Here is a 25890-nt window from a genome sequence, read left to right on the forward strand (position 1 = left end):
TGAAGCGTAACAAAGTAGGACAGTTTTTTTCCTAGTGAAAATAATACTCGGCACTTCAATAAGGAATATACTAATTTAGTTGTGCTGATTATCATCTTTTCTAAATAAATTTAGATGACTAATGAACGATATCTTGCAATGCTCAAGCAAGGAGTAGAAGTTTGGAATAAGTGGCTGCAGGAAAATCCTACAGTAAAACCAAACCTCAGTAGAGCAGACCTCAGTGGACAAAGCCTCAGAAGAGCAAACCTAAGTGGGGCTGACCTCAGAAGAGCAAACCTAAGTGGGGCTGACCTCAGAAGGGCAGACCTCCGAGAAGTTAACCTTACAGAAGCAAACCTCACAGAAGCAGACCTCAGTGGGGCAGACTTCAGTGGGGCAAAACTCAGATGGGCCGACCTCAGTGGGGCAAAACTCAGCGGGGCAAACCTCAGTGGACAAAACCTTAGGAGAGCAGACCTCAGTGGACAAATCCTCAGAAGAGCAGACCTCAGAGAGGCAGACCTCAGTGGACAAAACCTCAGAAGAGCAAACCTAAGTGGGGCTAACCTGAGTGGGGCTAACCTGAGTGGGACAGACCTTAGTTGGACAGACTTGAGTGGGACAGACCTTAGTTGGACAGACTTGAGTCGGGCTAACCTGAGTGGGGTAGACCTGAGTGGGGCTAACCTGAATGGGGCTAACCTGAGTGGAAAAAACCTCAGAAGCGCAGACCTGATTAGGGCCGATTTGAGTGGGGCTAATCTAAGTGGGGCAGACCTCACTCGGGCAGATCTGAGTGGGGCTAACCTGAGTGGGGCTAATCTGAGTGGAGCAGACCTTGGTAAGGCAGACCTCACTAGAATCCAAGCATTAGGAACAAATTTCACTGCAGCAATTTTTACAGGAGCTTGTATAGAAGACTGGAATATTAACAGCACTACAAACCTTACTAATGTAATTTGTAACTATATTTACCTTTACCAGAATCAAACACAACGTCTTCCTAGTAGTGGGAACTTCAAGTCGGGAGAGTTTTCCAAGCTGGTTTACAAATCCTGAGAAATTCTAGACTATCAAAAATGTAGAGACGCGCCATGGCACGTCTCTACTTGCTATGGTCTCATCATTGCCAAAGAAACGCGATCGCTAATTTGGGCGATCGTCATTGCTTTGCGGTAAGCTTCTTCTACGCTGACTCCCTGCCAAACTAACCCTTCTGCATATCGGCGACGCTTTAGACCCAGTTCTACACGGGTTCCAGGATTGCGATAAAGGGATAAGATTTCGGGCAGTTTTTCCCACTGCTTGTTTTTGAGGATGCGACGAATAGAATCAAAATCGCCCTCGGTCATAAATTTGCTACCCAAGTTATAACCAAAGCAGAGCAATGCTCCTTTTTGGTTTTCAGTCATCTGTTCCCAAAAAGGAACGCTTTGTTCTAAGTCTCTCATGTACCGATCGCTTAACTGATCGATCAATAATTTGTCTGCTCGCTCTTGAATGATGCGATCGCCAAGTTGCCACTTCGAGCCGTCTTCTTTGATGGTGCATCCCCAGCCAATTGTGATGGGTTCATTGCCTGAGAGTGGATCGGGATATGCCTCAAGGAAGCAGCTTTCAAACTTTTTTATAAGTTCTACTCCTGCGCGAGGGAGTTTGTTTGAGACTGGAAGGACTGCGTACACGGAGGGACAACTACCAAGGTTCCAATCTACATATAAGTATCTTGGGTCAGTGTCGCGCAACCATGCAACGACCTTTTTCATGTCGCCCAACTCGTAAGTGACCGGACATCCAACAGAACCTGGGTTTCCCTGGTTGGCATTATGGTCGTTATGGATAACGATTTCAGATCGTTCTGTGGTACCGGGTTCATCATAAGTTAAAGGAACGCTAACGGGGCCAATACCCTCGCCGTGACTGGCATTCCAGTTATCTTTACCACCTGCCCAAAAAAGATTTTCTATTCTCCAACGTCCTTCAGGTAGGGGTTCTCCGCTACCTGAAATGCTGTCTACTCCCTTACGAAAGTACTGCTTGGAAGGCGCACCAGAACGCATATTTATTTCATCAACTACTTGACCATTTTGAAAGTACTGGAGTTTGAGGACTTGGCAGCCAAACTGGTCTTTCGCCTGAGTTCGGGTTAATCTCAAGTAGTTTAATCCTGATAAGGGTTGGGGGGCGGTGCTGGTTTTCTGGAGTTTCAGTAATGCTGTGGCTGTGCTCGGTCCGAGGTATTCAGGGTCTTGCAAGTACGATGCTTTCTTAAAGTCAGCGAACGCCTGCTTTGTGACTGCGTCAGCAATGCCATTGATGGTGACTTTGTAACCTCCATCACTCAAACATTGCTGCACTTCTGTTATCAGTTCTTTGGGGAGTTGGGTGAGCTTTAAATTAGTAGAGTAGGTCGCTAAATCCATGTTGTCTTGTTACCCTGATGCAATATTATTTCTAGCATCATGAATTGCGGTATTGTTTGACATCCGTAGGTATCGGGAATTTTACATAAGGATTTTATGAGGAAGTGACCAGTGAACAGTGACCAGTGACCAGTGACCAGTGACCACTAACAACTAACCACTAACCACTAACCACTAACTAATTTATTATCAAGCCGTTCAAACAGATAAAGCCAGACGGGAAGGGAACTGTTAATTGCAACCAATCGTACCAGATGACCTCCAGTGACAATTTCGACATTATGATGTAGAGCTAAGGCAACTAGAATCATTTCTGCCGAACCACCAGGTGCAGTTACTAAAAGACAAGTCAACCAATCCCAAGAAGTTAACTGCATGGCAAGAATGGTGGCTGCAATGCCAGTTAGTAAGGTCATTGCTACAGACACAAAGGCATAAGCTATAGTCTTTTTGCCTAACGTTGGTTTGTCACCCCAGTACTCACCAATAGTAATTCCTAACAGCATTTGTCCTACTATATTTACCATTGGTGGTAAAGCGTAATCGATACTACTCCCAAATAATGTAAGGATTGGATTAAAGGCTACCCCAGCTACTATTGCACCAAAAAATTCACCTGCAGGCATTTTGCATAAGATGGCAATATAAACTCCCAAAATGCCAAACAAGAGGGATGCTAATAATAATCCTAATTGTGATGGTTCAAGGTTGAGCAAAGTCGCAGAAACCGGAAATGTTTGTGAAGAGATTTGATTTCCAGATAATATCCTGGCAATTAAGGGGAGCAAAAAAACTACGGTAGTCACGCGAATTGCTTGAACCATTGCCACCAGAGGAACGTTGCGGTTATAGTCTGCTGCGATCGCTGACATCATACCAACACCACCTGGTACTGTAGCTAATAGCGCTGTTAATAAATTTGTTTTACTTAAACGAGAATAGACATAACCAATAAATATACCACAGAACAGCAAGAAAAAGGTAAGAAAAGCAAACACGGGAATACTAGAGACAACATTGGTTAAATGACCGTGAGAGATAGAAAAGCCAACGTTTAGCCCTACAAGTGCCATCCCAGTCTTTCTAGCTACCCTGTTGGGTTTTGGGGTATTCTTATAAAGAATGCGATCTGTCTGAAGTACTATAGCCCCAGAGATGATGCCGCCAAAAATCCAGGCGACTCCACCAATGTGGAATTTTGCCAAGAGTATACCAAGGGGTAATGCCAAAAGCATTTCCAAAACCAGAATGATGAGTTGCTTCCCAGGTATTTGCTGTTTGGTAAGAACGCTTTGTGTTTCAGAACTAATTTGCTGGCGATCGGCTACAGTTAAACTTTGATTCATTTATTTACGTTTTTTAAATTAAAATAACAAACTATTTACCCAAACTAGCGCGATCGCAACTCTTTTTATTGGGGAGTGGGGAGTAGGGAGTGGGGAGTGGGGATTGGAGAATAGGGATTTTGGATTTTGGATTGCTCTTGCTCCTTTGTCCCCAACTCTCTACTCTCTACTCCCTACTCCCCACTCCCTACTCCCCCAAAAACTGCTGTTCCAGTTGACGGTATTTAGGGATACCAATAAGTTCTTGAAAATCTTTGAAGCTAACCATGTCTTGAAAATTAGCAGTAGTACCCTGTTCTTTTAACTGATGAAAACAAGCGGTCATAACTTTTGTGACTGCCAGTAAAGCAGAAACAGGAAAAAACACAATCTTAAAGCCCATTTGCTGTAACTCAGAAGCAGAAAGCTGAGGAGTTTTGCCACCTTCTAAAATATTTGCGACCAATGGCACACCAGGAAAAGCTGAAGCTATGCTTTGCAGTTCCTCAACAGATTGAGGTGCTTCTACAAACAATGCATCTGCCCCAGCATCAATATAAGCACGACCTCGATGAATTGCCTCCTCCAAACCCAGAGGGGCGCGAGCATCAGTACGAGCAATAATAACCAATCCACTGTCGCCACGTGCTTGAACTGCTGCTTGAATTTTCCCTGCGTGTTCATTCATGGGAACAACACGCTTTCCCTCAAAGTGACCGCATTTTTTGGGCCACTCTTGATCTTCCAAAATCACTCCAGCAATTCCCTGTTGTACGGCATCTTTGACTGTCCTAATAACGTTTAAAGCGTTGCCATAGCCAGTATCCATATCAGCAATCAGAGGAATAGTGACTGACTGAGCAATCCGTCCCACGGTATATAGGGCTTCGGTAGCAGTGAGAAAACCATAGTCAGGCAAACCAAGTGTAGAAGCTGCAATACCAAAGCCGCTAGTTGCTAAGACTTCAAAACCTACTTGTTCGGCAAGCTTTGCTCCCAAACAATCATAAACGCCAGGAATCACCAAGATTTCAGGACGTTCTAGTAATTGTCGCAGTTGATTTGTAGAAGATGAGTACTTAGCGCTCAATGGCATAAAGTTGCAACCTGGCAGCATCAAAAGTTTGCCGAGATATTTTAGCATATGACTAAATTTTTACCAGAAAGTGTGTTATCTTCACTAAATTCTGGTATTATCCATCACACTATCTGTCATCGCTGTTTCCCTCTAACCTCTAACCCCTAACCCCTTTGTAAATCATAAAAATCAAGGTGTAGCTAGTGAGTCAGCAAACAAAAACGAAATGGGATAAACGCAACCAACAAGTTGCCGCACCACCCGCAGAAGTAAGGCGTATGCGTAAAGTAACTGACCCCAGACGTCAGAGCAACGTTCAATCTCACAAACAGGCAGTATACTCTCAAAACAGACAAGGGTATCCATCCGCACCTTTGAGAAGAAGAGTTTCACAGCCACACCCTAAAACTCCAAGCTACAGGCAAGAGGAGTTAAGCAGCAGATCCTCTGTGCTTGAAGTTCCGTATTCACAGGAAAACAATTTAGCGTACAGACAAGGGGGACAAAGGAGCAGATCCGCAGTTCTCGAAGTTCCGTATCCACAGCCACCATATCCACAAGGCAAAAATTCCAACTACAGAAGGAGAAGACGCCGATATAAAGGTTCTCTCAAAAGTCTTTTAATTTTAAGATTGGTGGCTTTGACGGTGATTGCGACTGGATTGGCAATCATGGGTTTTGGGTTGTATACCTTATTGGGAGGGTTATATGCTCTGATACACAAACCAGTGCAAGAACAACCTATACAACAAGCAACCTCACAGCCAACTCCGCAACCTACTTCTCTATATTTTGTCCCACCGCCCTCCCCTAACTGGTCTGCAACAGATTCCCGACCCATTCCCTTCCGTCAACCGGGACATGAAAATGTAGGAGTTATTTATAATCTCCGAACACCTCCTGAATTTAAGCAGAATCAGGAGTTACAAACAATTGTTAACAATGTTGTTAATTTAGCAGCAGATCGAGGTTTTCCGACAAAGTCTTTATCAATTACTTTAATAGATGCCAAAACTGGTGAAATAGCTGGTTACCAGCAAGAGACATTAAAATATCCTGCTAGTGTAGCGAAGATGTTTTGGATGGTGTTTCTCTACGCACAAATAACCAACGGTGTTTGGTCAGATGAAGCAGATTTTTATCCTTATATTGCTAGGATGATTCAGGAGTCTGATAACGAAGCAGCTAGTTTTATAGTTGATAAAATAAGCGATACGGAATTTGAAGGCAGGCTTGACGCTGAAGAATTTGAAATATGGCGGAAGAAACGCGAGCAGGTCACTCACTTTTTTGAGCAAGCAGGCTATGAAGGTATTAATCTGACTCACAAGACATATCCTATCGCTTCCCTTAAATTGTTAGGACCAAAAGGAAGTGAAGTACGTATAAGAAAGAATCCTGATAATCCGAAAGATCCTTTTCGCAATGAAATCACAACGTTTCATTCTGCAAGACTTATTTATGAAATGTGTTATCTTCAGCAAGCTATTTCACCAGAAGTTAGCCAAAAAATGTGTGGTTGGTTAAAAAGAGATTTGAATCCTGAGGTTTGGAAGAACCAGCAGCAAGGATTTAACCCGATTGTCGGTTTTTTAGGTCAATCGTTAGCAGATGCAGGCGTTAATTTTTATTCTAAAGCCGGTTGGACGAGTGGTACCCGCCAAGAGGCAGCATTAGTAGCAACACCGGATGGGAAAACTATTTATATTTTGGCGATCGGTGCTGACGATTCTATGTATGCTAAAGACTGGCAAATTTATCCAAAAATGTCTCGTTTTGTTTACGAACAAATGGTTGCACGTCAACCACAAATGTAAGGAAATAGGGAATAGGGAATAGGAATGGGGAATAGGGGTTAGGAAAGGGGAATTCATGCCGATAAACGACTCTGAACTGCAAAAGATGGCTCGGGAAATTCTTGATGCCATCTCCTTCACTCCCTTTGAGCAATGCCTTCCCTTGAGCCGCGAGTTTGGCAAAATTCCTGCTCGTCCTGGAATCTATGCAATCAGGCACAAAACCGATGGTTTGCTTTACATTGGCAAAACCAAGAGTCTACGGAGTCGTTTCATTGGTGGGCATAAAGCTTTTTTGTGGGCGTGGCTCGACAAATATAACTCGGAAGAGGTTCGTATTGCTGTGCAGCCAATTTCTTACTGGGAAAACCCTGCGCTATTATTAGAGCTAGAAGCTATTATCTTGAGAAGCGCCGAACCTCCCTATAATGTCCAGATCCCAAGCGAACAGTAAAGCTATGCAAGCAAAACTTTTGGAGCAACTTTCTTCCTCTGATGCCGAAGTCATCTTGGAACGCTTACCTGAACGAATTAAAGCTGCCCTAATTGCTCGTGCCACTGAAATTGAGTATCCAGTTGAAGCAGTTATTGAGATGGCGATCTCCAGTTTCCTCGACACAGAGGCATTAGGTTTTGCAGATTGTAAACCAGGACGCGGACAATAAAACCGTAACGCATTGCCAGCGTTTGAGTGGAGGGCGAAATTTTTACGCGACCCCAAAGATCCACGTAATCGTCTATTTTATGAATTTGTGCGGGTAGTAGCAGATTACGTGGATCGGACTGAGCTAGTCTCACAAGATAACCTAAAGCACTAAGAATTTTTTGTTTCGCTTCATCCATGTACCGATTTTCAGCGTCCATAGACTATCCGTCTACGCACGATGTGTCACATTGCAAGATATTATCTAAATATTTAGAAAAAATATGACAATGAGTAAGGTAAGTAAGCAATGAATTTTACAAAAATAAAATTTATAGGCGTGAATGTGGGTTGGAAGTCGAACCAAGAGGACTGTGTTGCTATGTATTAACGGCAGCAACCATATCTTGATACTTTGCAAAAAGACTTCAACCAATTGCCATCACTTCAGCTATTACAGGAGAATCACAAATTCCTGAAACCCACGTATTATAGAGACGGAGAGGGTGGGATTCGAACCCACGTTGAGTTGCCCCAAACAGCATTTCCAGTGCTGCGCCTTGAACCGCTCGGCCACCTCTCCAAGTTTTCACAATTTCCCAATAGTACAACCAAGTCTATTTAAAAGCAATAGGTTTCCTCTAAAATAATCCAAAATCTCAAATCTAAAATTCAGATGTCCCAAACTTACACTGTAAGAGTTCACGATCGCGCTAAAGGCATTGTTCGCATATTGCAAGTTCCTGACGATCGCTACATCCTGCATACGGCTGAAAAACAAGGCGTGGAACTGCCGTTTTCTTGTCGAAATGGGGCTTGTACCACTTGTGCTGTTAGGGTACTGTCGGGAGAAATTTACCAACCAGAGGCAGTTGGGCTGTCCCCAGAATTAAGAAAGAAAGGTTATGCTCTGTTATGTGTCAGTTACGCCCGTTCCGATTTAGAGGTAGAAACACAGGACGAAGATGAAGTTTATGAACTACAGTTTGGACGCTATTTTGCTAGGGGGAGAGTTCGGAAGGGTTTACCATTAGATGAAGAGTGAAATTAGCCTCACGCAAAGACGCAAAGACGCAAAAGTATTTAGAATTACAACTTTACTGTGTTTATTACTACTGGTAGCTTGTCAACCACAAAAAAAGGTGGAAGATCCGAACCGAATGCTGGTGAAGGTAGCACAGGTTGTGAGCGGGCAAACTATAGAAGTGGTAGGTATAGGCGAACAACCGAGTTTAATTACTCAAGTACGGTTGCTGAATATCGATGCACCCGATTTGCAGCAACGTCCTTGGGGTGATGCTGCAAAACAACGCCTAGAAGCGCTAATTGGAGGCGAACAATCTGTCATGCTGGAGTTTGATGTGGAAGTGAAAGACTCTTTTGGCAGGACTTTGGCTTATGCTTGGAAGGATCGGGTTTTGTTGAACGAACAGTTACTGAAAGAAGGACACGGGCTGTTTGCACCGCGATCGCCCAACAATAAATACGATCGCCGCTTAGAACGTGCTCAACAATGGGCGAGACTCATTGGGGAAGGCATTTGGAACCCGCAAAAACCCATGCGTCTCACTCCTGGTGAATTTCGGCGTCAGTATCGTTAGAGAATAGTTATTAGTTAGTGGTGAGTGGTTAGTGGTTAACAACCAACAACTAACTATTGTACGGGCGCAAGGCATTGCGTCCCTACTAATCACCAACTAACTATATGTACGGGCGCAAGGCATTGCGCTAATCACTAACAACTAACAACCAAAGCATGAATAACTTACAAACCTTCTTAGACATTGCTACGGAAGCAGCCCTTGCTGCGGGTGCAGTATTGGAAGGTTATTTAGGGAAGATAGAAGATGCTGTTGTTGAAAAAGGGCGACCTGGGGATTTAGTGACGGCGGCTGATAAAGCTTCAGAGGTTGTTATTCTAGATATTGTGCGGCGTCACTTTCCAGAGCATTCAATTTTAGCTGAGGAATCCGGAAAACTGGGCAATCAAGATAATGAATTTCTTTGGGCGATCGATCCTCTAGACGGTACAACCAACTTTGCCCACCAATACCCCTTCTTTGCTGTTTCTATTGGGCTGTTGATTCGTGGCATACCACAAGTTGGTGTCATTTACGATCCTTTCCATGATGAATTATTCCGTGCGGCGCAGGGTTTGGGTGCGACGCGCAACCGCCGCCCAATTCAAGTTTCAAATACGTCGGAATTAAGTAAGAGTTTGCTAGTTACGGGATTTGCTTACGACCGCCGTGAAACTTCAGACAATAACTACGCAGAATTTTGTCACCTGACCCATCTTACCCAAGGAGTTCGGCGCAGTGGTTCGGCATCTCTAGATTTGGCTCACGTTGCTTGCGGGCGTATCGATGGCTACTGGGAACGAGGGATTGCACCGTGGGATATTGCTGCTGGTGTGATTTTATTAAGAGAAGCTGGGGGGAAGGTAACTGCATATGACGGTAGCCCCTTAGATATAGTATCTGGAAGGATTCTTGCCACTAATAGTTATATTCACGAGAGTCTGAGTCAAGAACTTATACAAGTTCCATCGCTACCTACGTGGAGTCGATAAGCTTGTTAATTTTATAGCCATTTCTCAGAAGCAAAGTAAACTAGAGAAATCCTATAAACCCTATTGGTACAGCACCTGTTATATATATGTCATTCAAGATAGAACGCGGTCTTTTTAGATATGATTTTATCGATCATCACGCAATTCTTTGTGTGAGTGTTGACGCGGATGTCAAGGATATTCGCAAACGCTACCTCAAAATCGCTCGCCGCCTTCACCCTGATAGCTGTGAGGCACAGAGCAGTGCTGAAAAGCATCTCGCTGGTGAATTGTTGTCTAAGCTGGTGAACCCATCTTATGAAAAACTCTCTCAAGATAAAAATAGAGCAGAGTACCTTTTAGTAATGTCGCAAATGGGTAAGCGCTTGGTTCAAGAATCGGCTTCTGTGGAACTCACAACAGATTTAGCTAAGCAGCTAGCTAGTACCCCTAATTTTGAACAAATTTATAAAAATGCGATCGCTAAAATTGCTGAAACTCAGTATGATTCTTTACAGAAAGTACAACAGATCATAGGCTTAGTGAGCGAGTTAAATTTGGTTTACTTAATGCGGACATCTGGTAAAACATTTGCCGCCTCACAGCCAAGTGCTCCACCCAAAGCCCAAACACCTCCCTCAACAAACAACGCATCTGTACCCCCACCTCCACCTTCTCCACCCAAAGAAGATTCAGCAGCCACTCATTATATCCGTCGCGCTCAAGAATTGATGGCAAAGAATCAACTGGCACAAGCTAGGGTAGAATTACAAGATGCCCTAAAGCTAGAGCCAAGTAATAGTCGTTGTCATAGCTCGATCGGGTTAGTGTATTTGAAGCAAAATCAAATCACGATGGCAAAGGTTCATTTTGACCGCGCCCTACAATTAGACCCTAAAGACCAAACAGCGTCGGATGGGAAACGCAAAATTGAACAGATGACTGGTCAAAAACCCACTCATGGAACGAAGCCTACAGCAACGTCTCATCATGGGGCTAAACAACCAGATAAATCTGGGGGTGGCGGTTTGTTTGGTGGTTTGTTTGGTGGGAAGAAGAAATAATGGTGTATCAACCGCCTGCGGGAGCTAGGGATTTATTACCCCTCGATGTGGCTCAAAAACGCTGGATTGAAGAGAGGCTACAACAAGTTTTTCACCGTTGGGGGTATCACCAAATTATTACCTCAACGTTAGAACGTATGGATACGCTTATGGCGGGGGGAGCAATTCAACGCTCAACGGTGATTCAACTGCAAAATGCCGAAGATGAAGATTTGGGGCTGCGTCCAGAACTTACAGCTTCTATTGCTCGCACATCTGTGACACGCATGGCGGGTGTAACCTACCCCCAGCGCCTGTACTACAAGGCCAATGTTTTCCAACGCACGCGAGAGTTGAAGCACAACCGCCAACAGGAATTTTATCAAGCTGGCGTGGAATTACTTGGAAGCGGAGGATTGCTTGCAGATGCAGATATTTTGCTGTTGCTAGCAAATTGTTTGGAAGCTCTGGGTTTACAACGGTGGCACTTAATTCTAGGCGAGGCAGAAATTACTCGATCGCTCATAAAGGCTTTTCCCCCAAATTTACAAGGGAAAGTACGGAGTGCGATCGCTCACCTAGATCGCATTACAATAGACTCCTTGCCTCTAACCGACGAACTCAAAGAACGTGCCAGAATCATGCTGGATTTGCGAGGTAATCCTGCTGATGTCTTGCAAAAAGCGAGCAATTTGGGTTTAGATGAGCCTTTACAAGCGGCAGTAAATAACCTGAAAGCATTAGTAGAATTACTATATAATTCAGTAAAAATACATACGAATTCCTCTCAAGGGACAGGGATGGAAATCATCCTTGACCTAAGCTTAATTCAAACCTTGGATTACTACACAGGTATTGTATTTGAGGTAGTTGGCGATACAGATGGGCAAGCAAGGGTTGTGGGGCGAGGCGGTCGCTACGATAATCTTTTAGAGCTTTATCATCCACAAGGAGAAAATATACCTGGAATTGGTTTTGCATTTCTCCTAGAAGATTTACAACAAGTTCTCCTATCTGGCGGTCAATTACCACAAACAACGCCACCGATTAATTGGTTGGTGGTACCAGAAGATAAGAGTGCATATACTGCGGCTTTCTCTTACGCCAAAAAACTCCGAGATTCCACCCATTTAGTCAGGGTGGAAATAGATTTGGGAGGACGGAATGCAGACGAAATTCGAGAATATGCACGCGATCGTAGTATTGTCCAGATTGCTTGGATCAAAGCTGATGGTTCTACAATGATTGAATCAGTGACCAGTGACCAGTGACCAGTGTCTTCTATAAAATGTTAGCTCGATATACTGGATTAGATACAGCAATTTTAATCCAATTATAAAGGGGAACTATGCCGCACACTATTGTTACTGACGTTTGTGAAGGCGTCGCAGATTGCGTAGATGCTTGTCCGGTAGCTTGCATTCATCCCGGTCCTGGCAAGAATCTCAAGGGAACTGATTGGTATTGGATTGACTATGCCACTTGTATCGATTGTGGCATCTGCATTCAAGTTTGCCCTGTAGAAGGGGCGATTGTTCCAGAAGAACGACCAGATTTGCAAAAAACTCCTTCTTAAGTATTTCTACGGTTGAACAACCCCGCCTTGGCTGCGCCAAAAGGCGGGGATTCTTCGACTGCGTAGCATCAGTTTGTGCAAAATCATCCAGTTGCCAAGGTACTGTTCTTAAGTACTGCCAACAAACGATGAATTTCTTCAACAGTGTTGTAGTGTATTAGCCCAAGCCGCAGAAGTCCTCCGCTTGATTCGACGCCTAATTTCTCAGTTAGACCAAGTGCGTAAAAGTTGCCGTTCCAGGTAAAAATACCGCGATCGCCTAAAGCTCTAGCAACTGTCTGAGGAGTGTGTTTAGCTAATCGAATTCCAAAAGTTGGTGTTCGCCAATCAAAGTTGGTTGGATTGGTAATACCATAGAGAGTTACACCGGGAGTTTGTAGCAACCCTGAAACCAACTTGTGGCTGAGTTCTTTTTCATACTGCTTAATTCCCAGCATGGCGGCAACTAGGGCTTGTCGCCGATTTTCAACACTAGGTAAAACCTGGTGACCTATTTCAGCTAAGTAGTCAATTGCTGCTACCATCCCTGCAAGCCCTTCAAAGTTTTGAGTCCCAGTTTCCCAACGTGAGGGAATTTCTTCTGGGGCGGGTTGTACTTTGTAAGGGTGCAGGCGAGTCAGATGTTCGCGTTTCGCATACATCACACCCACATGGGGCCCAAAGAATTTATAGGCGGAACAAGTGAGAAAGTCGCAGTCGAGCGATCGCACGTCTACTAAACCGTGAGGTACGTAGTGAACGGCATCTACAAAAACCATTGCTCCAACAGCACGAGCGAGTTTTACGACTTCTGCAATGTTGTTGATTGTACCTACGGCATTGGATGCATACCCCACTGCTATTAGTCGCGTCCGTTCGTTGATTTGCTGCTTGAGATGGTTCATGTCTAGGGTACAGTCTTCTACATTGATATCAACTGTACGAATAACAGCACCTTGTTCGGAAAGTGCGTACCAAGGAGAGACATTGGCATAGTGGTCAAGTTTGGTAACGATGATTTCATCACCGGGTTGTAGTTTTCGACCAATGGCTCGACTTATTGTAAAAGTAAGTGTGGTCATGTTAGGACCAAAGACGACTTCGTCAGCATCACAGCCTAACAGATCGGCGACTGCTGTACGTGCTGATACCACAAGTGCATCTGTCCTCTCACTTGTTACAAAAGCTCCATGAGTGTTTGCATTTGACTTCATCAAGTATTCTGCGATCGCATTGACTACAGAGCTTGGGACTTGAGTACCACCAGGTCCATCAAAAAAAATCACAGGTTGACCATCGATCTCTTGGGAGAGAGCAGGAAAGCGATCGCGTATCCACTTTAAATCTAGGTCAACCATAGTCGAACACTCCTTTTTTATTGCTTAATGGGGCTGCAAGCTCCCCGACTTCTTGAAGAAGTCGGGGAGCTGAGCAAACTTACTTATCAAAATTAATCTGATGGACTACTAGCCCCCTTTATTATCCTCAGGATTTAACCCCGGACAAGTTATCACAAACACATCCCTCACCCCATTTTCCGCAGAGAGTGCTTTGATAGTAGTCGTAAAGTGGAATAAGTTGCGATCGCTAAACACGAGCAATTCTCCAGGATTGAGAATTTTGGTAAAAATTGGGTTGTCGCTCTTAGATTTATAGAGATGAGTTTCGCCTCCTTCAATTCCCTCTCTATTCACAGCAAAAATCCCGATCATATCAACTCCGTCCCTGTGAATTCCTTCAGGTGCTGGGTTTCCCATTTTCTCTGGGTAGGCAACGGTTCTAATTTGATGAACTGCAACTTCTGTATAAGTTGAGCAAATTTTGCAGAACTCAAAAAATTCCAGAATAATTCTTTGAAAGTCCTTAATGTGTATAAGTTCATCCTCAATTTCTGCAAACTCTCTGACGACATTACCTAGCAAAGGATTGTATTTTTTTGCCTGATATAAAGCTCTATGAGGTAATTTGATTAAACCCTCTTCTACAACCTTGAAATGAGATAAGCGCCTAAAGCGGTAATTATCTTTTATATATGGATCTACAGGCAGATTGTTATAAAACTGCTTTATGTTATACACGTTGACAGCAGCAACGCTTTCCAAAGCATAGCTAGTGATGCAATCAAAAACATCTTTTCTTAATTCTAACATATGATTATCCTTCTTGGCTCAATTTTAAGTAGCCAAGTTAACACTTAAAGAATTAGGGTTGGCTCTATAGTCAGACCCAAAGTCAAAAAATTCAGTCAAAATTCATACGCTTTCGCTACCAATAAAAAATTTCCGTAGAGCAAATGGTTATGAGTGATGCTCGACTTTTACTGGCGGCTAGACGGCTCAAACTGTCGTTTCACTTGGATAAAGTTAAAGTTTCTTAACTTTTGAATCCAGATACTGTTTAAGTTTATTTAACTTTGTTCTTTGTCCTCTTTTTTTCGGTGCTCTTTTCATACACCTTTATCCTTAATTATAGGCAAGAAAAAATTGACTTGCAATAGCGGTCTGAATAATGTTCATAAAGTCTTTATCTTGGAAAAATTCAGTGAAATCTCTGATCCCCGCTAATTTTAGTAAAATTATATATCTTTTATTTTAGGGAGAGCCTTCTCAGAAAAACCGTTCTTTACAATATTAATGTAATCAAATATTTTGCAACTAATACCGTTCTTTGTAAAACTGCTATATTTTATTCTAATGCTTCTAAAGCAGCTTTCTTCTCGGTAGGCGTGAGGGAAGTAGATAATTCAATCTGTCTCTTGTAACGAACACCAGAAACACCGGTTGCAGAAACAACCACACCATTTACTACTTTTGCTTCGCGGGGTTTAGATCTTATCGCATCAGCATTGTAGTAGTAACCTTTTGCCTGCTTAACGAAATGAAAAACGTTCTCATGAACATTTCCTAGCCGATCTTTGCTGTTGCTCATGCCTCCTTTAAGCTTGTTCCATATGACATCATTACGCAGGAGCCAGCCTTGCTTATCGATCAGATCGAATGCTACGCGCCACGGAATGCCAACCAAGCTTTTGCCGTCATAGGTGTCGCCTAGATTCAGCCAGAAAGAGCCTTCTGGTTTCAAAACACGCTTTAGTTCTAGGAAAACAGCGGAAAGATGTTTTACGTAGTCCTGGTAATTATCTTCTAAGCCAATGCCGCCGTTCTCGTACTCCCGTTTTCCCCAATAGGGGGGCGAAGTCATGGCAAAGTCAATACAAGCATCTGGTAAATCGCGCAGAATCACGAAAGCATCGCCATGTAACAATAATGGGTGAAGTTCTGCACTCGTTTTATAGCTTATAAATGCTTGCTTGCAGCACTCTGAAATGATAGCGTCTGGTGGCACTATACAAGATTTGGGTCGCTGTATATCTCCCGAACCACTGCTTTGCAGGGGAATGTTATCAAGAGGAAAGGTTTGGGATAGCTCAGGCAATTTAAATATTCGTTTTGTTTGCTATTAAGTGATTTTAGCACAGTTTGTATCACAGAATAAGTTTTACTGCGTAAATGCTTCAAACCCTATCAACTCTTGGAAACGCTTATCAGACGCAATATCATCAAAATCTATGTCACTGGCTGCTTGTTCCTTAAAGTTAGGATTGAGGTTAATAGCTTTTTGCAAATTTTCTACAGATGATTTAACCTGCCTCTGCATCGCAAAACAGATAGCTTTGTTATAGTAGGCATTGGCATAATCCGGTTTAATTTCTAGTGCCTTATCAAAGCTTCCAATTGCTTCATCATCTCGCCCAAGCATCACCAGGGAGTAACCTCGGTTATTCCAAGCTTTATGAGAGTCAGGCTTAAATTTGATAGCTTTATCAAAACAATCGACTGCTTCCTCATCTTGTTCCAACTCTTGCAAAGCAAGACCCCGGTTTAACCAAGCCACTCCATCATCAGGTTTAACTCGCGTAGCTTTTTTAAAAGCAGTCAAAGCTTCCTTGTGTTTTCCTAAGTATCCCAGTGCTACGCCTACATCAACCCATGCTTGATGGTAATCGGGCTTAAGTTTCAAAGCTTGCTCGTAAGAATCAATTGCATCTCTATACTGTTTTAATCTTCCTAAAGTCATACCTCGGTTTAACCAAGCAACAGGGTTGTTTGGTTGGATCTCAATTGCTTGGTTGTAAGCAGCAAATGCATCTTCATAGTTCTTTTGGGCAAAAAGAACCTCTCCCTGTTTAATATAATTTTCTGCCAGAGAATCCAGTTGAGTGTCAGCAGATGCTGGAACTATTTCAATCAAGCGATCGCCAACAGGTTCTGAACTAACTTCAGGAATAACTTCGCTACTCACCTCTTGCGGTTGTTGCAATATCTTCTGTATTTCTTTCTTAACTACAGAGGTTGCAGGTTCTACGATTGGTTGAGAAGCCACATCAGATATCTGTTCTAGAAGTTCATCTTTTCTTTGTTGGGCATCTCTCTGTAATTCCGAAAGTTGAGAAACAAATTCTGATTCCAATTTTTCTAGCTTTTCCAGAGCGATCGCTTTTTCTTGTTGAGCGTCTTTCTGTAGTTCAGAGAATTGAGAAGAAAATTCATTTCCTGATTTTTCTAAATCTTCAAGGATAATTTGTTGTCGCCGTTGAGCATCTACCCGCAACTTAGAGAGTTGTGAGGCAAATTCCGTTCTCAATTGCTTTAAACTTTCAATAACTTTATCTTTTTGTTGTTTTATGTCAGACTCAAATCCAGATGCATAGAATTTCAGTTGATCTTCCAACTCTATCAAACTGTCATTAGTTGCATCTTTTTGGTCTTGAGCACCAACTTTTAATTCAGAAAGTTGAGAAGCAAATTCTGTTTGTAATTGCTCCAAATTTTCCAGGACTTGATTCCTGCCTTTTTCGGCATCTGAATGCAATCCAGAAAGTTGGGAAGTAAACTCTGACTGAGATTTTGCCAAATCTTCAAGGGCAATATCTTTTTGCTGTTGTACTCCTAACTTTAGCTCAACCAATTGAGAAGCAAATTCTGTTTGTAATTGCTCCAAATTTTCCAGAACTTGATTCCTGCGTTGTTCTGCATTTGAATGCAATCCGGAGATTTCAGAGGCAAACTCCGACTGAGATTTTGCCAAATCTTTAAGGGCAATATCTTTTTGCTGTTGTATTCCTAACTTGAGAGCAACCAATTGAGAAGCAAATTCTGTTTGTAATTGCTCCAAATTTTCCAGGACTTGATTCCTGCGTTGTTCTGCATTTGAATGCAATCCGGAGATTTCAGAGGCAAACTCCGACTGAGATTTTGCCAAATCTTCAAGGGCAATATCTTTTTGCTGTTGTATTCCTAACTTTAGCTCAACCAATTGAGAAGCAAATTCTGTTTGTAATTGCTCCAAATTTTCCAAGACTCGATTCCTGCGTTTTTCGGCCTCTGAATGCAATCCAGAAATTTGAAAAGTAAACTCTGACTGAGATTTTGCCAAATCTTCAAGGGCAATATCTTTTTGCTGCTGTATTCCTAACTTTAGCTCAACCAATTGAGAAGCAAATTCTGTTTGTAATTGCTCCAAATTTTCCAGAACTTGATTCCTGCGTTTTTCGGTCTCTGAATGCAATCCAGAAAGTTGGGAAGTAAACTCTGACTGATATTTTACCAAATCTTCAAGGGCAATATCTCTTTCCTGTTGTACTCCCGATTTCATTTCAACAAGTTGAGAAGTCAGTTCAGATTCCAATTGCCCTAAATTATTCAGAGTCAGGTTTCTTTTCTGTTGAGCTTGAGATTCAAACTCAGATAAGTAAGAAGCAAACTCAGATTCTAGAGTTTGTACCTCTTGTTGGGATTTTTGTATTAAGACTGTTAGTTCCGCTAATATCTGCTCTTTAGATTGAGATACCTCAAATGGAACTTTGGATAGACTTTCTTGTTCTATTTTAATTTTTTGTTGCAGAGTTTCTGCTTCCTTTTCTAGTTCAGAGGAAATGGTTTTAATTTCATATATAAGTTTTTGTGATTCCTGCTTTACAGTGACTAGCTGTTTTTCTAATTCTTCGAGTCCCTCTAACCGTTCCATCGCTTTGTCCACAATCGCACGGATTGCCGCTCGTCTCAATAGCAGGAGTGAAGCAATCACTGTGACTGGAACAAGAGTCAGTATACCAAGCCAAACATTTAGTAGTATAGTTGTACGTACAAAGGAGCGTTGTTCCTCTGACCATTGTCCCCCTTGTCCCTGATTTTGGCTCAAGACTAAAGGTGCGGGCGCTACTTCTGAGGAGGAAGATGGTGCTTTCTGAGCACTAGCGATACCAACGGACAATAGAGCAGGTGAAAAGACAATAGCGCTTCTCAACAGTAAAGTGAAGATAATTGGATTTTTGCTCTTCATAAAAACATTCTCTTTCCGTTGGTAAGTTGTCAAGCAACACACTTATCCAATTTAGCAGTCTTGACCCTATCATTGGGAGATGTTTAGACTGAAAAATAAGGCGAGCGCTAAATAAACTTGAGCTAAGAACAGTACAGACCCGGCTTTACCACTACTCATAGCGAAGCACTTCACTGACTACCCGTCGGGGTGTTGATTTGACTTCAGTACCATAACCAAAACGCAGCAAGATTTGGGGATAACCCGATGTATTAAGAAGATTTCTAAGTTGGGGACGCAGTTCGGGAACTTGTATGGGTTGGTTTAAGAAGGATGCAGAAACACCGACTGCTTGCCCTAGCAGTAAAAGTCTTTGTAAAGCCTGTCCCGCACTCAGCCAACTTGCAGTCGTTTCTTCTTTTGTACCCAACACCGTAAATACTGGTGAACCAGCAGCTAATTCCCGTTCTTTCGCTGCTTGTCCCTTGCCAATATCAAAGGTACGGTTGGTATGAGCTGTCATAGGGGTAGCAAAATCTAGAAGTTCTCCAATGCTTTGAGCATAGGCGGGCATACCATCATGAGTTGCATTGCGGCTTGAATGTATCCATGCTGCTAACTCCCGACGAAAATGTAGATTTGCTAATTGAATGCGATCGCCTTCTGTAATAAGGTCCGCTAACGCATTACGAAGGTTTTGCTCTTGAATAAGATGAAGCCATGCACCTTCTTCAAGTACTGACTTCTGCATAATAGAGAGCAAAGTTTCCGGGATAGGTTTATTTTGAAAAGCCAATCTGTTTGTATGTCGTTGCTTAATGGTCGCAAACAGCAAAAACTCTTCTTCTGTTTGCTCTTTACGACTCCCCAACCAGATATGAGCCAATAAATCTGGATCTTCTGGATTGGGAAAAGTTTTGACGACATCAATGTAACCAAAGTGCCTAATGGCTAACCTTAAGTTATACAGCGCCGCACCGCAACTCATAGTCAACTCCCTGTCTTGGGGGTCAATCACGGGCAAAGCACGAGTTCTGTCAGCATAAAGCTCAATGGTTTCGTGTGCAATTTTAAATAACCAGGGTTGAGCATTATATTGCGATGGAGCCAGAACGGCGTAGTGAAGTAGAAAATCTAGCTGTTGTGAGGGGCTACCGCGTTTGGGAAAATCTATCTCTGAAACGTTCCAGGGGCTTAAAGGTTCAGACGATACTATCTTTGACATAACTTTTTACTTAATAAATTTTTATAAATTTTAAAATTATTTAATAAAAAAATAATTATTGATAACTATATAATACACAATTAAAAAATGCGTATAAGTAGGATTTACTATTTGTTATAATTACAAAGTTTTAAGCCACGGAAGAATTGGTGGGTTATAAGTAGGAGTTATGAATTTCTCAGAAGCAATTTAAGCTACTACAAAGATTACATCCGTTCGTAGAATGTAGGTTTAATCATATCAAGCTGCTGTTCTCGCGACAGCTTGAGATAATTGGCCGCATACCCGGACATACGAATCGTTAATTGTAGATACAATTTGGTTGCTTACTAGTTTATGGATCTGGATATCTTCTGTTTTGCCCACCGCAGACGGTACAAACGAGAAGGTGTTAGAAATTCCGTCTTGACTGTGTTGGTAAGGTAGTTTGGCAACGAATGCCAGAGATGCTTTAGGAAAGCGCCTCTGTAGGAGGCTCGCATCCTTGATATCGTATCCGTACATAGGGTTATTTCTTGGAGCAAAAGGTTCTCCAGCTTTTCTTCCGTCTGGGGTATTGCCTGTCTTCTTGCCATAAACCACATGAGAGGTAATAGTCAGTACAGACTGGGTGGGAACAGCATTCCGGTAGGTTTTTTTCTTGCGGACTTCAGTTTATGAATTTGGTAACCAAGTGAACCGCAATACTATCTACACGGACATCATTAATTCCCGCATTTGGGATAATCTCCCTCTATTTAATAATTTACTGCCAAACCGACTTTATTTTTCAATACTTTTACTTTAGCGTATTTGAACGCAGAAAGTGAATCAACTACCACAGATAATTTGGCAATACTACACGCCATGGTATGGAGGACATCCCGCTCATGCAGTGCCTCCAAGCCTCATCAGAATATTTATTCATGTATGTAATAGATGACATTTAGAGTGTTGACATTTTTAATCCAGCAGACACAATTCCTGATTTTATTCCAGTCATTGGCACTGCAGATGATGTTTTTAGTGGTGCTTTAATGGCGTCGGGGTCATTACTAATTGTCTTCGGAGCAAAACGCAAGGGAGATATTAATACTATTGTAAAACAGATGAAAGAAGGCAAAATTGATGAAACAGGACGATGTAGTTATACAAATATTATCTGCATAAAGAACATTTTTAGGGTGATAGCGTCTTCAACTACTGATATAGTACCTAGCATTAGCAACACTGTCTCAACTAGTCAAACCAAGACCCTTGCTGACTGCTTAATGAGTCAGGTAACTGAATGGTCGAATCAAACCTTGAGAAACCTGCATTCGCAGGTTTTGTTTGTCTAATTGCATACAAAGAGTTGCTAAGACGCTTAAAAAAATACTTTCAAAGCTGGTAAATGGAGTTGAACGGAATCTTATTGAATATGAAGCGCCAACACGCATCGCTCATTTCTCTTACTCTCATCTCAACTTTTATTACACCATACTCGGCGATCGCCGCACCGCCAAGAAACCCGGACAAAACCGTCAATTGTGACATCCTGGTTGTGGGTGGTGGGCTTTCTGGTGCTGCTACCGCATATGAAGGGCTACTAGCAGGCAGAACAGTATGCCTTACCGAACTGACTGATTGGTTGGGAGGACAAATTTCTTCTCAAGGAACTTCTGCTTTAGACGAACGCCCAACCCAACGAGCAAAACAATATTACTCTCGTGGTTACTTGGAATTACGCCAGCGCATTGAGCGTCAGTATAAAGGAGACCTCAATCCCGGTGATTGCTGGGTGAGTGATTCTTGCTATTTACCTCGTGACGGTCATGAAATCTTAAGCGCTATGCTTAAGGATGCTGAAAAGAAGGGTCGAGGGAAGTTGCAATGGTTTCCCAACACGGTTATTAAAGATTTGGAATATAGCAGTGATGGTAAGCTGATTAACGCTGCGATCGCTATCCAACATCAGCCAGCCACCGGAGCACCGCCCCTAAACACATTCCCGTTATCTCAAACTATCGAAGACGCCTATACCTACGAAAACTCTTCTCGGTTTGCGAAAAACATCATTCGCCTTGTTCCCAAACCAACCAAAGCCAAAGGAAATACGAATGCACCAAACTGGTATGTCGTAGACGCTTCGGAAACAGGGGAAATTATTGCGATCGCTGATGTTCCTTACCGACTGGGTATTGATGCTCGTTCTTATTTGGAACCTTCTTCTTCCAGTGCCACCAATGACTCCTACTGTACCCAAGGCTTCACTTACACTTTTGCAATGGAGGCTACCGAGCAACCGCAAAACCAGACAATGCCCCCATTCTATCAACAGTACGCACCATACTACAGTTATGAACTAAAACGACTGGCAAGCTTTCCACTAGTATTTACATACCGTCGCATTTGGAGTCCCAGAGACGGGGAACAGATGGAATTTGGAGGAGTCAAGTTTTCTGCACCCGCCCCAGAAGACATTTCCATGCAAAACTGGACTTGGGGTAACGATTACCGTCCGGGAACTTCTGTAGACAACCTTATTTACACCCGCCAGCAGTTACAAGCCTCCGGACAGTTGAAACCTGGGGGTTGGATGGGTGGACTACGAACGGATGCTTTACGTAAAGGTGAAGAAATTTCTCAAGGTTATTACTATTGGTTGGTCGCAGGAACAACTGATTCCCAATTAGGTGATGGAGTCAAGCAGTTATATCCCAATAACCGCTATCTATCTGGGTTAAATTCTCCAATGGGAACAGCACACGGCTTATCAAAACATCCTTATATGCGAGAAGGAAGGCGCATCCTTGGACGCCCCAGTTGGGGACAACCCCAAGGCTTTACGATTTGGGAAATAGATATTTCCCGTCGCAACTACGACGACGAGTACTACCGCAAGACACTACCAGCAGACGAATATCGCCGTTTAAAAGCCGCACTCGCAGGATTGGAAGCAACAGCAGTTCTTTCCGGACAGCAAAAACCCGATAACGTAGCCCGACGGACTCGTTCTACCATTTTCCCTGATGCTGTAGGTATCGGTCATTACGCTATTGACTTCCATCCCTGTATGACACAAAGCCCTCCAGAAGCACCGGGAAATACAGAACGTGCAGGAGAAAGACGTGGTGCAGGACAAGCTTATCCCTTTCAAATTGCTTTAAGAGCCATGATTCCTCAAAAAATTGACAATTTGTTAGTTGGTGGTAAAAGCATTGCTACCAGTCATATTGCCGCCGCCGCCTACAGGGTACACTCCTTTGAATGGTCTGCTGGTGCTGCAGCCGGAACAACAGCCGCTTTTGCCCTAAAAAATGGCATTGCACCGTACCAACTGGTTGACGAATTACCCAAACCAGAACCGCAATTGCAAATTCTAAAACAGTTGTTGGAGAAAAACGGTAATCCCACTGCTTTCCCAGATACCTCAATTTTCAACCAAAATTGGGAAGATTGGAAGTAGTTGGTTGTTGGTTGTTAGTTGTTGGTTGTTAGTTGTTGGTTGCTCTCCACTAACCACTAACCACTAACCACTAACCACTAACCTTTATCCTTAATTGATTCTGACAATTTTTGCGCTAAGACTATCAAATCAGACGGTATCATTATCAAAGTTGTTGTGTTATTTTCGGCTCCAATTTCTGTGAGCATTTGTAATCGTCGCAATTCCAAAGCGGCAGGATTTTGTATAATCAGTTGAGAAGCTTCTGCTAACTTAATCGAAGCTTCCTGTTCTGCTGACGCTTTAATTATACGAGCGCGTTTTTCTCGAATAGCTTCTGCTTCTTTTGCCATTGCTCTTTGCATTGCCAGGGGAATTTCTACATCTTTGGTTTCTACTCTTTCAATGACAATTCCCCAAGGTTCCGTGATTTCGTCTACGATTTCTTGAACTTTAGTATTAATTTTATCTCTATTTTGCAACACATCATCTAAGATGTTTTGCCCTACAACATTACGTAAAGTCGTTAGGGCAGTTTGATAGACAGCCATTTGATAATTCTCAACCTGATTGATAGCTCGATCGGGTTTGAGAATTCGGTAGTAGAGAACAGCATTAACTTTAATTGTGACACTGTCAGCAGTCACAGTTTCTTGAGGTTCTATATCTACTGTTTTGGTACGAATATCTATTTGAGTTTTTTGATCTACGATAGGAATAATCCAATATATTCCCGGACCTCTAACACCGCTAATTCTACCTAAGCGAAAGATAACCCCACGCTGATATTCCTTATCTAACTTACATCCTGATAGTGTTAGAAATATTAAGAAAGCAAAGAAGGCACCTGTTAACGCTTCCATATGTCTTGCCAAGTGAATAATGTTGAATTGAAGAAAAAGTCAAACTACTTCCGTCGTTTGCTAACTTGTAACTTGAATGAAAATAAGCGACGAAAGAATCGGTAACTCTTGCGAACAATATCTAGAGCAAAGTAGGGAATTCGTAACCGAAGCGGGCAAAGAAGAGGACGGTACAGCCAGTAGTAAGCTTTCTTCAAGTCATTCCACTTGGAACAGGTTTCTTCATGAAGGAAGTCTGAAATGTCTACGACAAGTCCCTTTCCTTCATGCATCATCACATTGCGCCCGTGAACATCATGAGGGTAAAGACCTCGCTTGCGAGCATAGTCTAAAGCTTTGTCAATATCCCGTATAACCTGTACTGGAATCTGCAAGCCAAGGTGCATACAGTCATAGAGGGTGACCCCATACAGCCGCTTTAGAACTAACAAGCCGTCTTTGGCATAAAAACACTTGGAAAAAGCAGGATGGGAACCCAAACGGCGGTAAACTTCTACCTCCTCCTCAAAGCCCGGACGTCCGGGTGCATAAATTTTGACAACTTGATTCGGGTAGTCAGGGTGATAGACGACAGCCGCGTAATTTCCTGCCCCAAGAAGTTGCCAAGGATGGGGGATAGACTGGACTTTCACTGGATCGTGAGGATCTACACTCTCAATCTGCAAGTTGGGGAGTAATTCCTGGTGGATACTCTCAATGAGGTGTTCTATTTGCGATCTATCTGCACTGGATTCGTGAAGGGGGTCGGGATACCCCTGCGATAAAGATTCATCAATCATTGGGATTCCTCAGTAGAGGGATACTTCGCAGGAACTATAAAGTAGTGTTCGGAATAAGCACTTTAATGCTTCCATAAGGGAAGACAGTTTTTACTATAAGTTTTTTAAAGTTGCTTTGGCTAACGAGTAGTCAGTACAAAATTTTTTTAATCTTAAGACTAATTAACGTTAGCACCTACAGCTCCCAATACGGTTCGGTTAACGTAATTGGCGACCAGAGAAACCCGGTAACTTCTGCGAAACCGGGTTTTTGACAGCGTGCTTATCCGAACCGTATTGCTACAGCTCCTACCATTAAAATTCCCAATTCAACAAATAATTTAACATAGGGGTTAGGGACTGGGGACTGGGAAAGCGGGAGATATTACTCCCCATCGACTTAACCTCAATTACCAATATAAAGTTGTTCAATCCAAGCAATCATATCAGCCTCAGAACCTGAGTAAAAATGCTTACCTGCCATAGGGTTGGTAACTCATCATCAACAAGACTTCGGAAGAAGTCACATTTGAGCAAGAACTAGTTCAAGACATGATTGAACTTATTACAGTGTTCTCAGCACGTTTGTATGGTTCTCGTAGTAAGAGAAAAACAAGAAATTGATTGATGGCATGACTCAAGTTATAAATGAGATAACATAATATGGCGACTCTCACGTATGTTAAAGGATTACCGACACCAGCAGAAGAACTGAATGCAATTAGAATGACCGAGTTTGAGATGTCGTAAGTTCTTGAATGAATCTTTGCCAACCTCTCTGCAACCATGATCGCAAGAACAGGGAGTGAGGAGTAGACATTTCTGAAAAACAATGTAGAGACGACCCATGGCACGTCTTTACAAATTATAGAATTCTCACCAAAAATCCTGAATGGAATTGGAGCGGGCGATCGGCACAAG

General features: G+C 42.7%; 23 protein-coding genes, 1 tRNA gene and 1 pseudogene. 13 read left to right on the forward strand and 12 right to left on the reverse strand.

Features of this window, described 5'->3' with window-relative positions; translation table 11 throughout:
• Window positions 1-114: 114 nt before the first annotated feature.
• On the forward strand, window positions 115-1041 hold the full coding sequence (locus WA1_RS17820; RefSeq protein WP_017746297.1) for a pentapeptide repeat-containing protein: 927 nt from the start codon (window positions 115-117) through the stop codon (window positions 1039-1041).
• A 53-nt stretch (window positions 1042-1094) separates the two neighbouring features.
• On the opposite strand, the gene WA1_RS17825 is transcribed toward WA1_RS17820, so the two are convergent.
• From WA1_RS17825 to WA1_RS17835, 3 genes are all read right to left on the reverse strand, one after another.
• Window positions 1095-2405: a lysozyme gene (locus WA1_RS17825; RefSeq protein ID WP_017746298.1), complete on the reverse strand. Its 1311-nt coding sequence runs from the start codon at window positions 2403-2405 to the stop codon at window positions 1095-1097.
• A gap of 167 nt (window positions 2406-2572) precedes the next feature.
• Window positions 2573-3751 carry an AbrB family transcriptional regulator gene (locus WA1_RS17830; protein ID WP_017746299.1) on the reverse strand — a complete coding sequence of 393 codons (1179 nt, stop codon included), beginning with the start codon at window positions 3749-3751 and terminating at the stop codon, window positions 2573-2575.
• Window positions 3752-3938: 187 nt separating this feature from the next.
• Window positions 3939-4847, reverse strand: a complete 909-nt coding sequence (locus WA1_RS17835; RefSeq protein ID WP_017746300.1) for an isocitrate lyase/PEP mutase family protein — start codon at window positions 4845-4847, stop codon at window positions 3939-3941.
• Between the two features lie 164 nt (window positions 4848-5011).
• Here WA1_RS17835 and WA1_RS17840 point away from each other — a divergent pair, with 164 nt between their 5' ends.
• The 3 genes from WA1_RS17840 to WA1_RS17850 are packed head-to-tail and all read left to right on the forward strand — an operon-like array spanning window position 5012 to window position 7269.
• The gene (locus WA1_RS17840; protein ID WP_017746301.1) at window positions 5012-6625 is read left to right on the forward strand and encodes a serine hydrolase; all 1614 of its coding nucleotides are present in this window, start codon (window positions 5012-5014) and stop codon (window positions 6623-6625) included.
• Between the two features lie 55 nt (window positions 6626-6680).
• Window positions 6681-7058 carry a GIY-YIG nuclease family protein gene (locus tag WA1_RS17845; RefSeq protein ID WP_017746302.1) on the forward strand — a complete coding sequence of 126 codons (378 nt, stop codon included), beginning with the start codon at window positions 6681-6683 and terminating at the stop codon, window positions 7056-7058.
• A gap of 4 nt (window positions 7059-7062) precedes the next feature.
• Complete coding sequence (locus tag WA1_RS17850; protein WP_017746303.1) at window positions 7063-7269, forward strand: hypothetical protein; 207 nt, start codon at window positions 7063-7065, stop codon at window positions 7267-7269.
• A gap of 476 nt (window positions 7270-7745) precedes the next feature.
• Here WA1_RS17850 and WA1_RS17855 read toward each other — a convergent pair.
• Window positions 7746-7830, reverse strand: a tRNA-Ser gene (locus tag WA1_RS17855).
• A 93-nt stretch (window positions 7831-7923) separates the two neighbouring features.
• Between WA1_RS17855 and WA1_RS17860 the strand changes: the two genes are divergently transcribed.
• From WA1_RS17860 to WA1_RS17885, 6 genes are all read left to right on the forward strand, one after another.
• Window positions 7924-8292, forward strand: a complete 369-nt coding sequence (locus WA1_RS17860; RefSeq protein WP_017746304.1) for a 2Fe-2S iron-sulfur cluster-binding protein — start codon at window positions 7924-7926, stop codon at window positions 8290-8292.
• Window positions 8282-8848 carry a thermonuclease family protein gene (locus tag WA1_RS17865; RefSeq protein WP_017746305.1) on the forward strand — a complete coding sequence of 189 codons (567 nt, stop codon included), beginning with the start codon at window positions 8282-8284 and terminating at the stop codon, window positions 8846-8848. The genes WA1_RS17860 and WA1_RS17865 overlap by 11 nt, the downstream gene beginning before the upstream one ends.
• Window positions 8849-9003: 155 nt before the next feature.
• Entirely contained in the window at window positions 9004-9819 is an 816-nt protein-coding gene (locus WA1_RS17870) for an inositol monophosphatase family protein (protein WP_017746306.1), read from the forward strand.
• Between the two features lie 86 nt (window positions 9820-9905).
• Window positions 9906-10862 (forward strand): J domain-containing protein, encoded by a 957-nt coding sequence (locus WA1_RS17875; RefSeq protein ID WP_017746307.1) that lies wholly within the window; start codon window positions 9906-9908, stop codon window positions 10860-10862.
• Complete coding sequence (locus tag WA1_RS17880) at window positions 10862-12112, forward strand: ATP phosphoribosyltransferase regulatory subunit (protein ID WP_017746308.1); 1251 nt, start codon at window positions 10862-10864, stop codon at window positions 12110-12112. The genes WA1_RS17875 and WA1_RS17880 overlap by 1 nt, the downstream gene beginning before the upstream one ends.
• Before the next feature lie 77 nt (window positions 12113-12189).
• A complete protein-coding gene (locus tag WA1_RS17885) occupies window positions 12190-12417 on the forward strand; it encodes an indolepyruvate ferredoxin oxidoreductase subunit alpha (protein ID WP_017746309.1) in 228 nt (75 codons plus the stop codon).
• Window positions 12418-12500: 83 nt separating this feature from the next.
• Here the strand turns inward: WA1_RS17885 and WA1_RS17890 are convergent, their stop codons facing one another.
• The 6 genes from WA1_RS17890 to WA1_RS59910 all read right to left on the reverse strand — a co-directional run bounded on the left by WA1_RS17890 (window position 12501) and on the right by WA1_RS59910 (window position 20446).
• Window positions 12501-13754 carry a cysteine desulfurase-like protein gene (locus tag WA1_RS17890; protein ID WP_017746310.1) on the reverse strand — a complete coding sequence of 418 codons (1254 nt, stop codon included), beginning with the start codon at window positions 13752-13754 and terminating at the stop codon, window positions 12501-12503.
• Between the two features lie 108 nt (window positions 13755-13862).
• Window positions 13863-14546, reverse strand: a complete 684-nt coding sequence (locus WA1_RS17895) for a 2OG-Fe dioxygenase family protein (protein WP_017746311.1) — start codon at window positions 14544-14546, stop codon at window positions 13863-13865.
• Window positions 14547-15081: 535 nt separating this feature from the next.
• Window positions 15082-15831, reverse strand: coding sequence for a DNA-methyltransferase (locus WA1_RS17900; RefSeq protein ID WP_017746312.1), 750 nt, complete (start codon window positions 15829-15831; stop codon window positions 15082-15084).
• A 63-nt stretch (window positions 15832-15894) separates the two neighbouring features.
• The gene (locus tag WA1_RS17905; RefSeq protein ID WP_017746313.1) at window positions 15895-18738 is read right to left on the reverse strand and encodes a tetratricopeptide repeat protein; all 2844 of its coding nucleotides are present in this window, start codon (window positions 18736-18738) and stop codon (window positions 15895-15897) included.
• Between the two features lie 151 nt (window positions 18739-18889).
• Window positions 18890-19942: an Acg family FMN-binding oxidoreductase gene (locus WA1_RS17910; protein WP_017746314.1), complete on the reverse strand. Its 1053-nt coding sequence runs from the start codon at window positions 19940-19942 to the stop codon at window positions 18890-18892.
• A gap of 240 nt (window positions 19943-20182) precedes the next feature.
• Window positions 20183-20446 carry a glycine radical domain-containing protein gene (locus tag WA1_RS59910; RefSeq protein ID WP_272819166.1) on the reverse strand — a complete coding sequence of 88 codons (264 nt, stop codon included), beginning with the start codon at window positions 20444-20446 and terminating at the stop codon, window positions 20183-20185.
• A 455-nt stretch (window positions 20447-20901) separates the two neighbouring features.
• Between WA1_RS59910 and WA1_RS61710 the strand changes: the two genes are divergently transcribed.
• Together WA1_RS61710 and WA1_RS17925 are read left to right on the forward strand one after the other, a co-directional pair.
• Window positions 20902-21261, forward strand: coding sequence for a hypothetical protein (locus tag WA1_RS61710; RefSeq protein WP_419183619.1), 360 nt, complete (start codon window positions 20902-20904; stop codon window positions 21259-21261).
• An 80-nt stretch (window positions 21262-21341) separates the two neighbouring features.
• Window positions 21342-23369, forward strand: a complete 2028-nt coding sequence (locus WA1_RS17925) for an FAD-dependent oxidoreductase (protein ID WP_026134984.1) — start codon at window positions 21342-21344, stop codon at window positions 23367-23369.
• Between the two features lie 77 nt (window positions 23370-23446).
• Here the strand turns inward: WA1_RS17925 and WA1_RS17930 are convergent, their stop codons facing one another.
• Together WA1_RS17930 and WA1_RS17935 are read right to left on the reverse strand one after the other, a co-directional pair.
• Window positions 23447-24211: a slipin family protein gene (locus tag WA1_RS17930; protein ID WP_017746317.1), complete on the reverse strand. Its 765-nt coding sequence runs from the start codon at window positions 24209-24211 to the stop codon at window positions 23447-23449.
• A 44-nt stretch (window positions 24212-24255) separates the two neighbouring features.
• Window positions 24256-24990: a protein kinase family protein gene (locus WA1_RS17935; RefSeq protein ID WP_017746318.1), complete on the reverse strand. Its 735-nt coding sequence runs from the start codon at window positions 24988-24990 to the stop codon at window positions 24256-24258.
• A 474-nt stretch (window positions 24991-25464) separates the two neighbouring features.
• Between WA1_RS17935 and WA1_RS55075 the strand changes: the two are divergent.
• Window positions 25465-25631, forward strand: a pseudogene (locus tag WA1_RS55075) (IS607 family transposase); the annotation flags it as partial.
• Window positions 25632-25890 lie beyond the last annotated feature (259 nt).

It is taken from the genome of Scytonema hofmannii PCC 7110 (assembly GCF_000346485.2).
GTDB classification, from domain to species: Bacteria; Cyanobacteriota; Cyanobacteriia; order Cyanobacteriales; family Nostocaceae; genus Scytonema; species Scytonema hofmannii.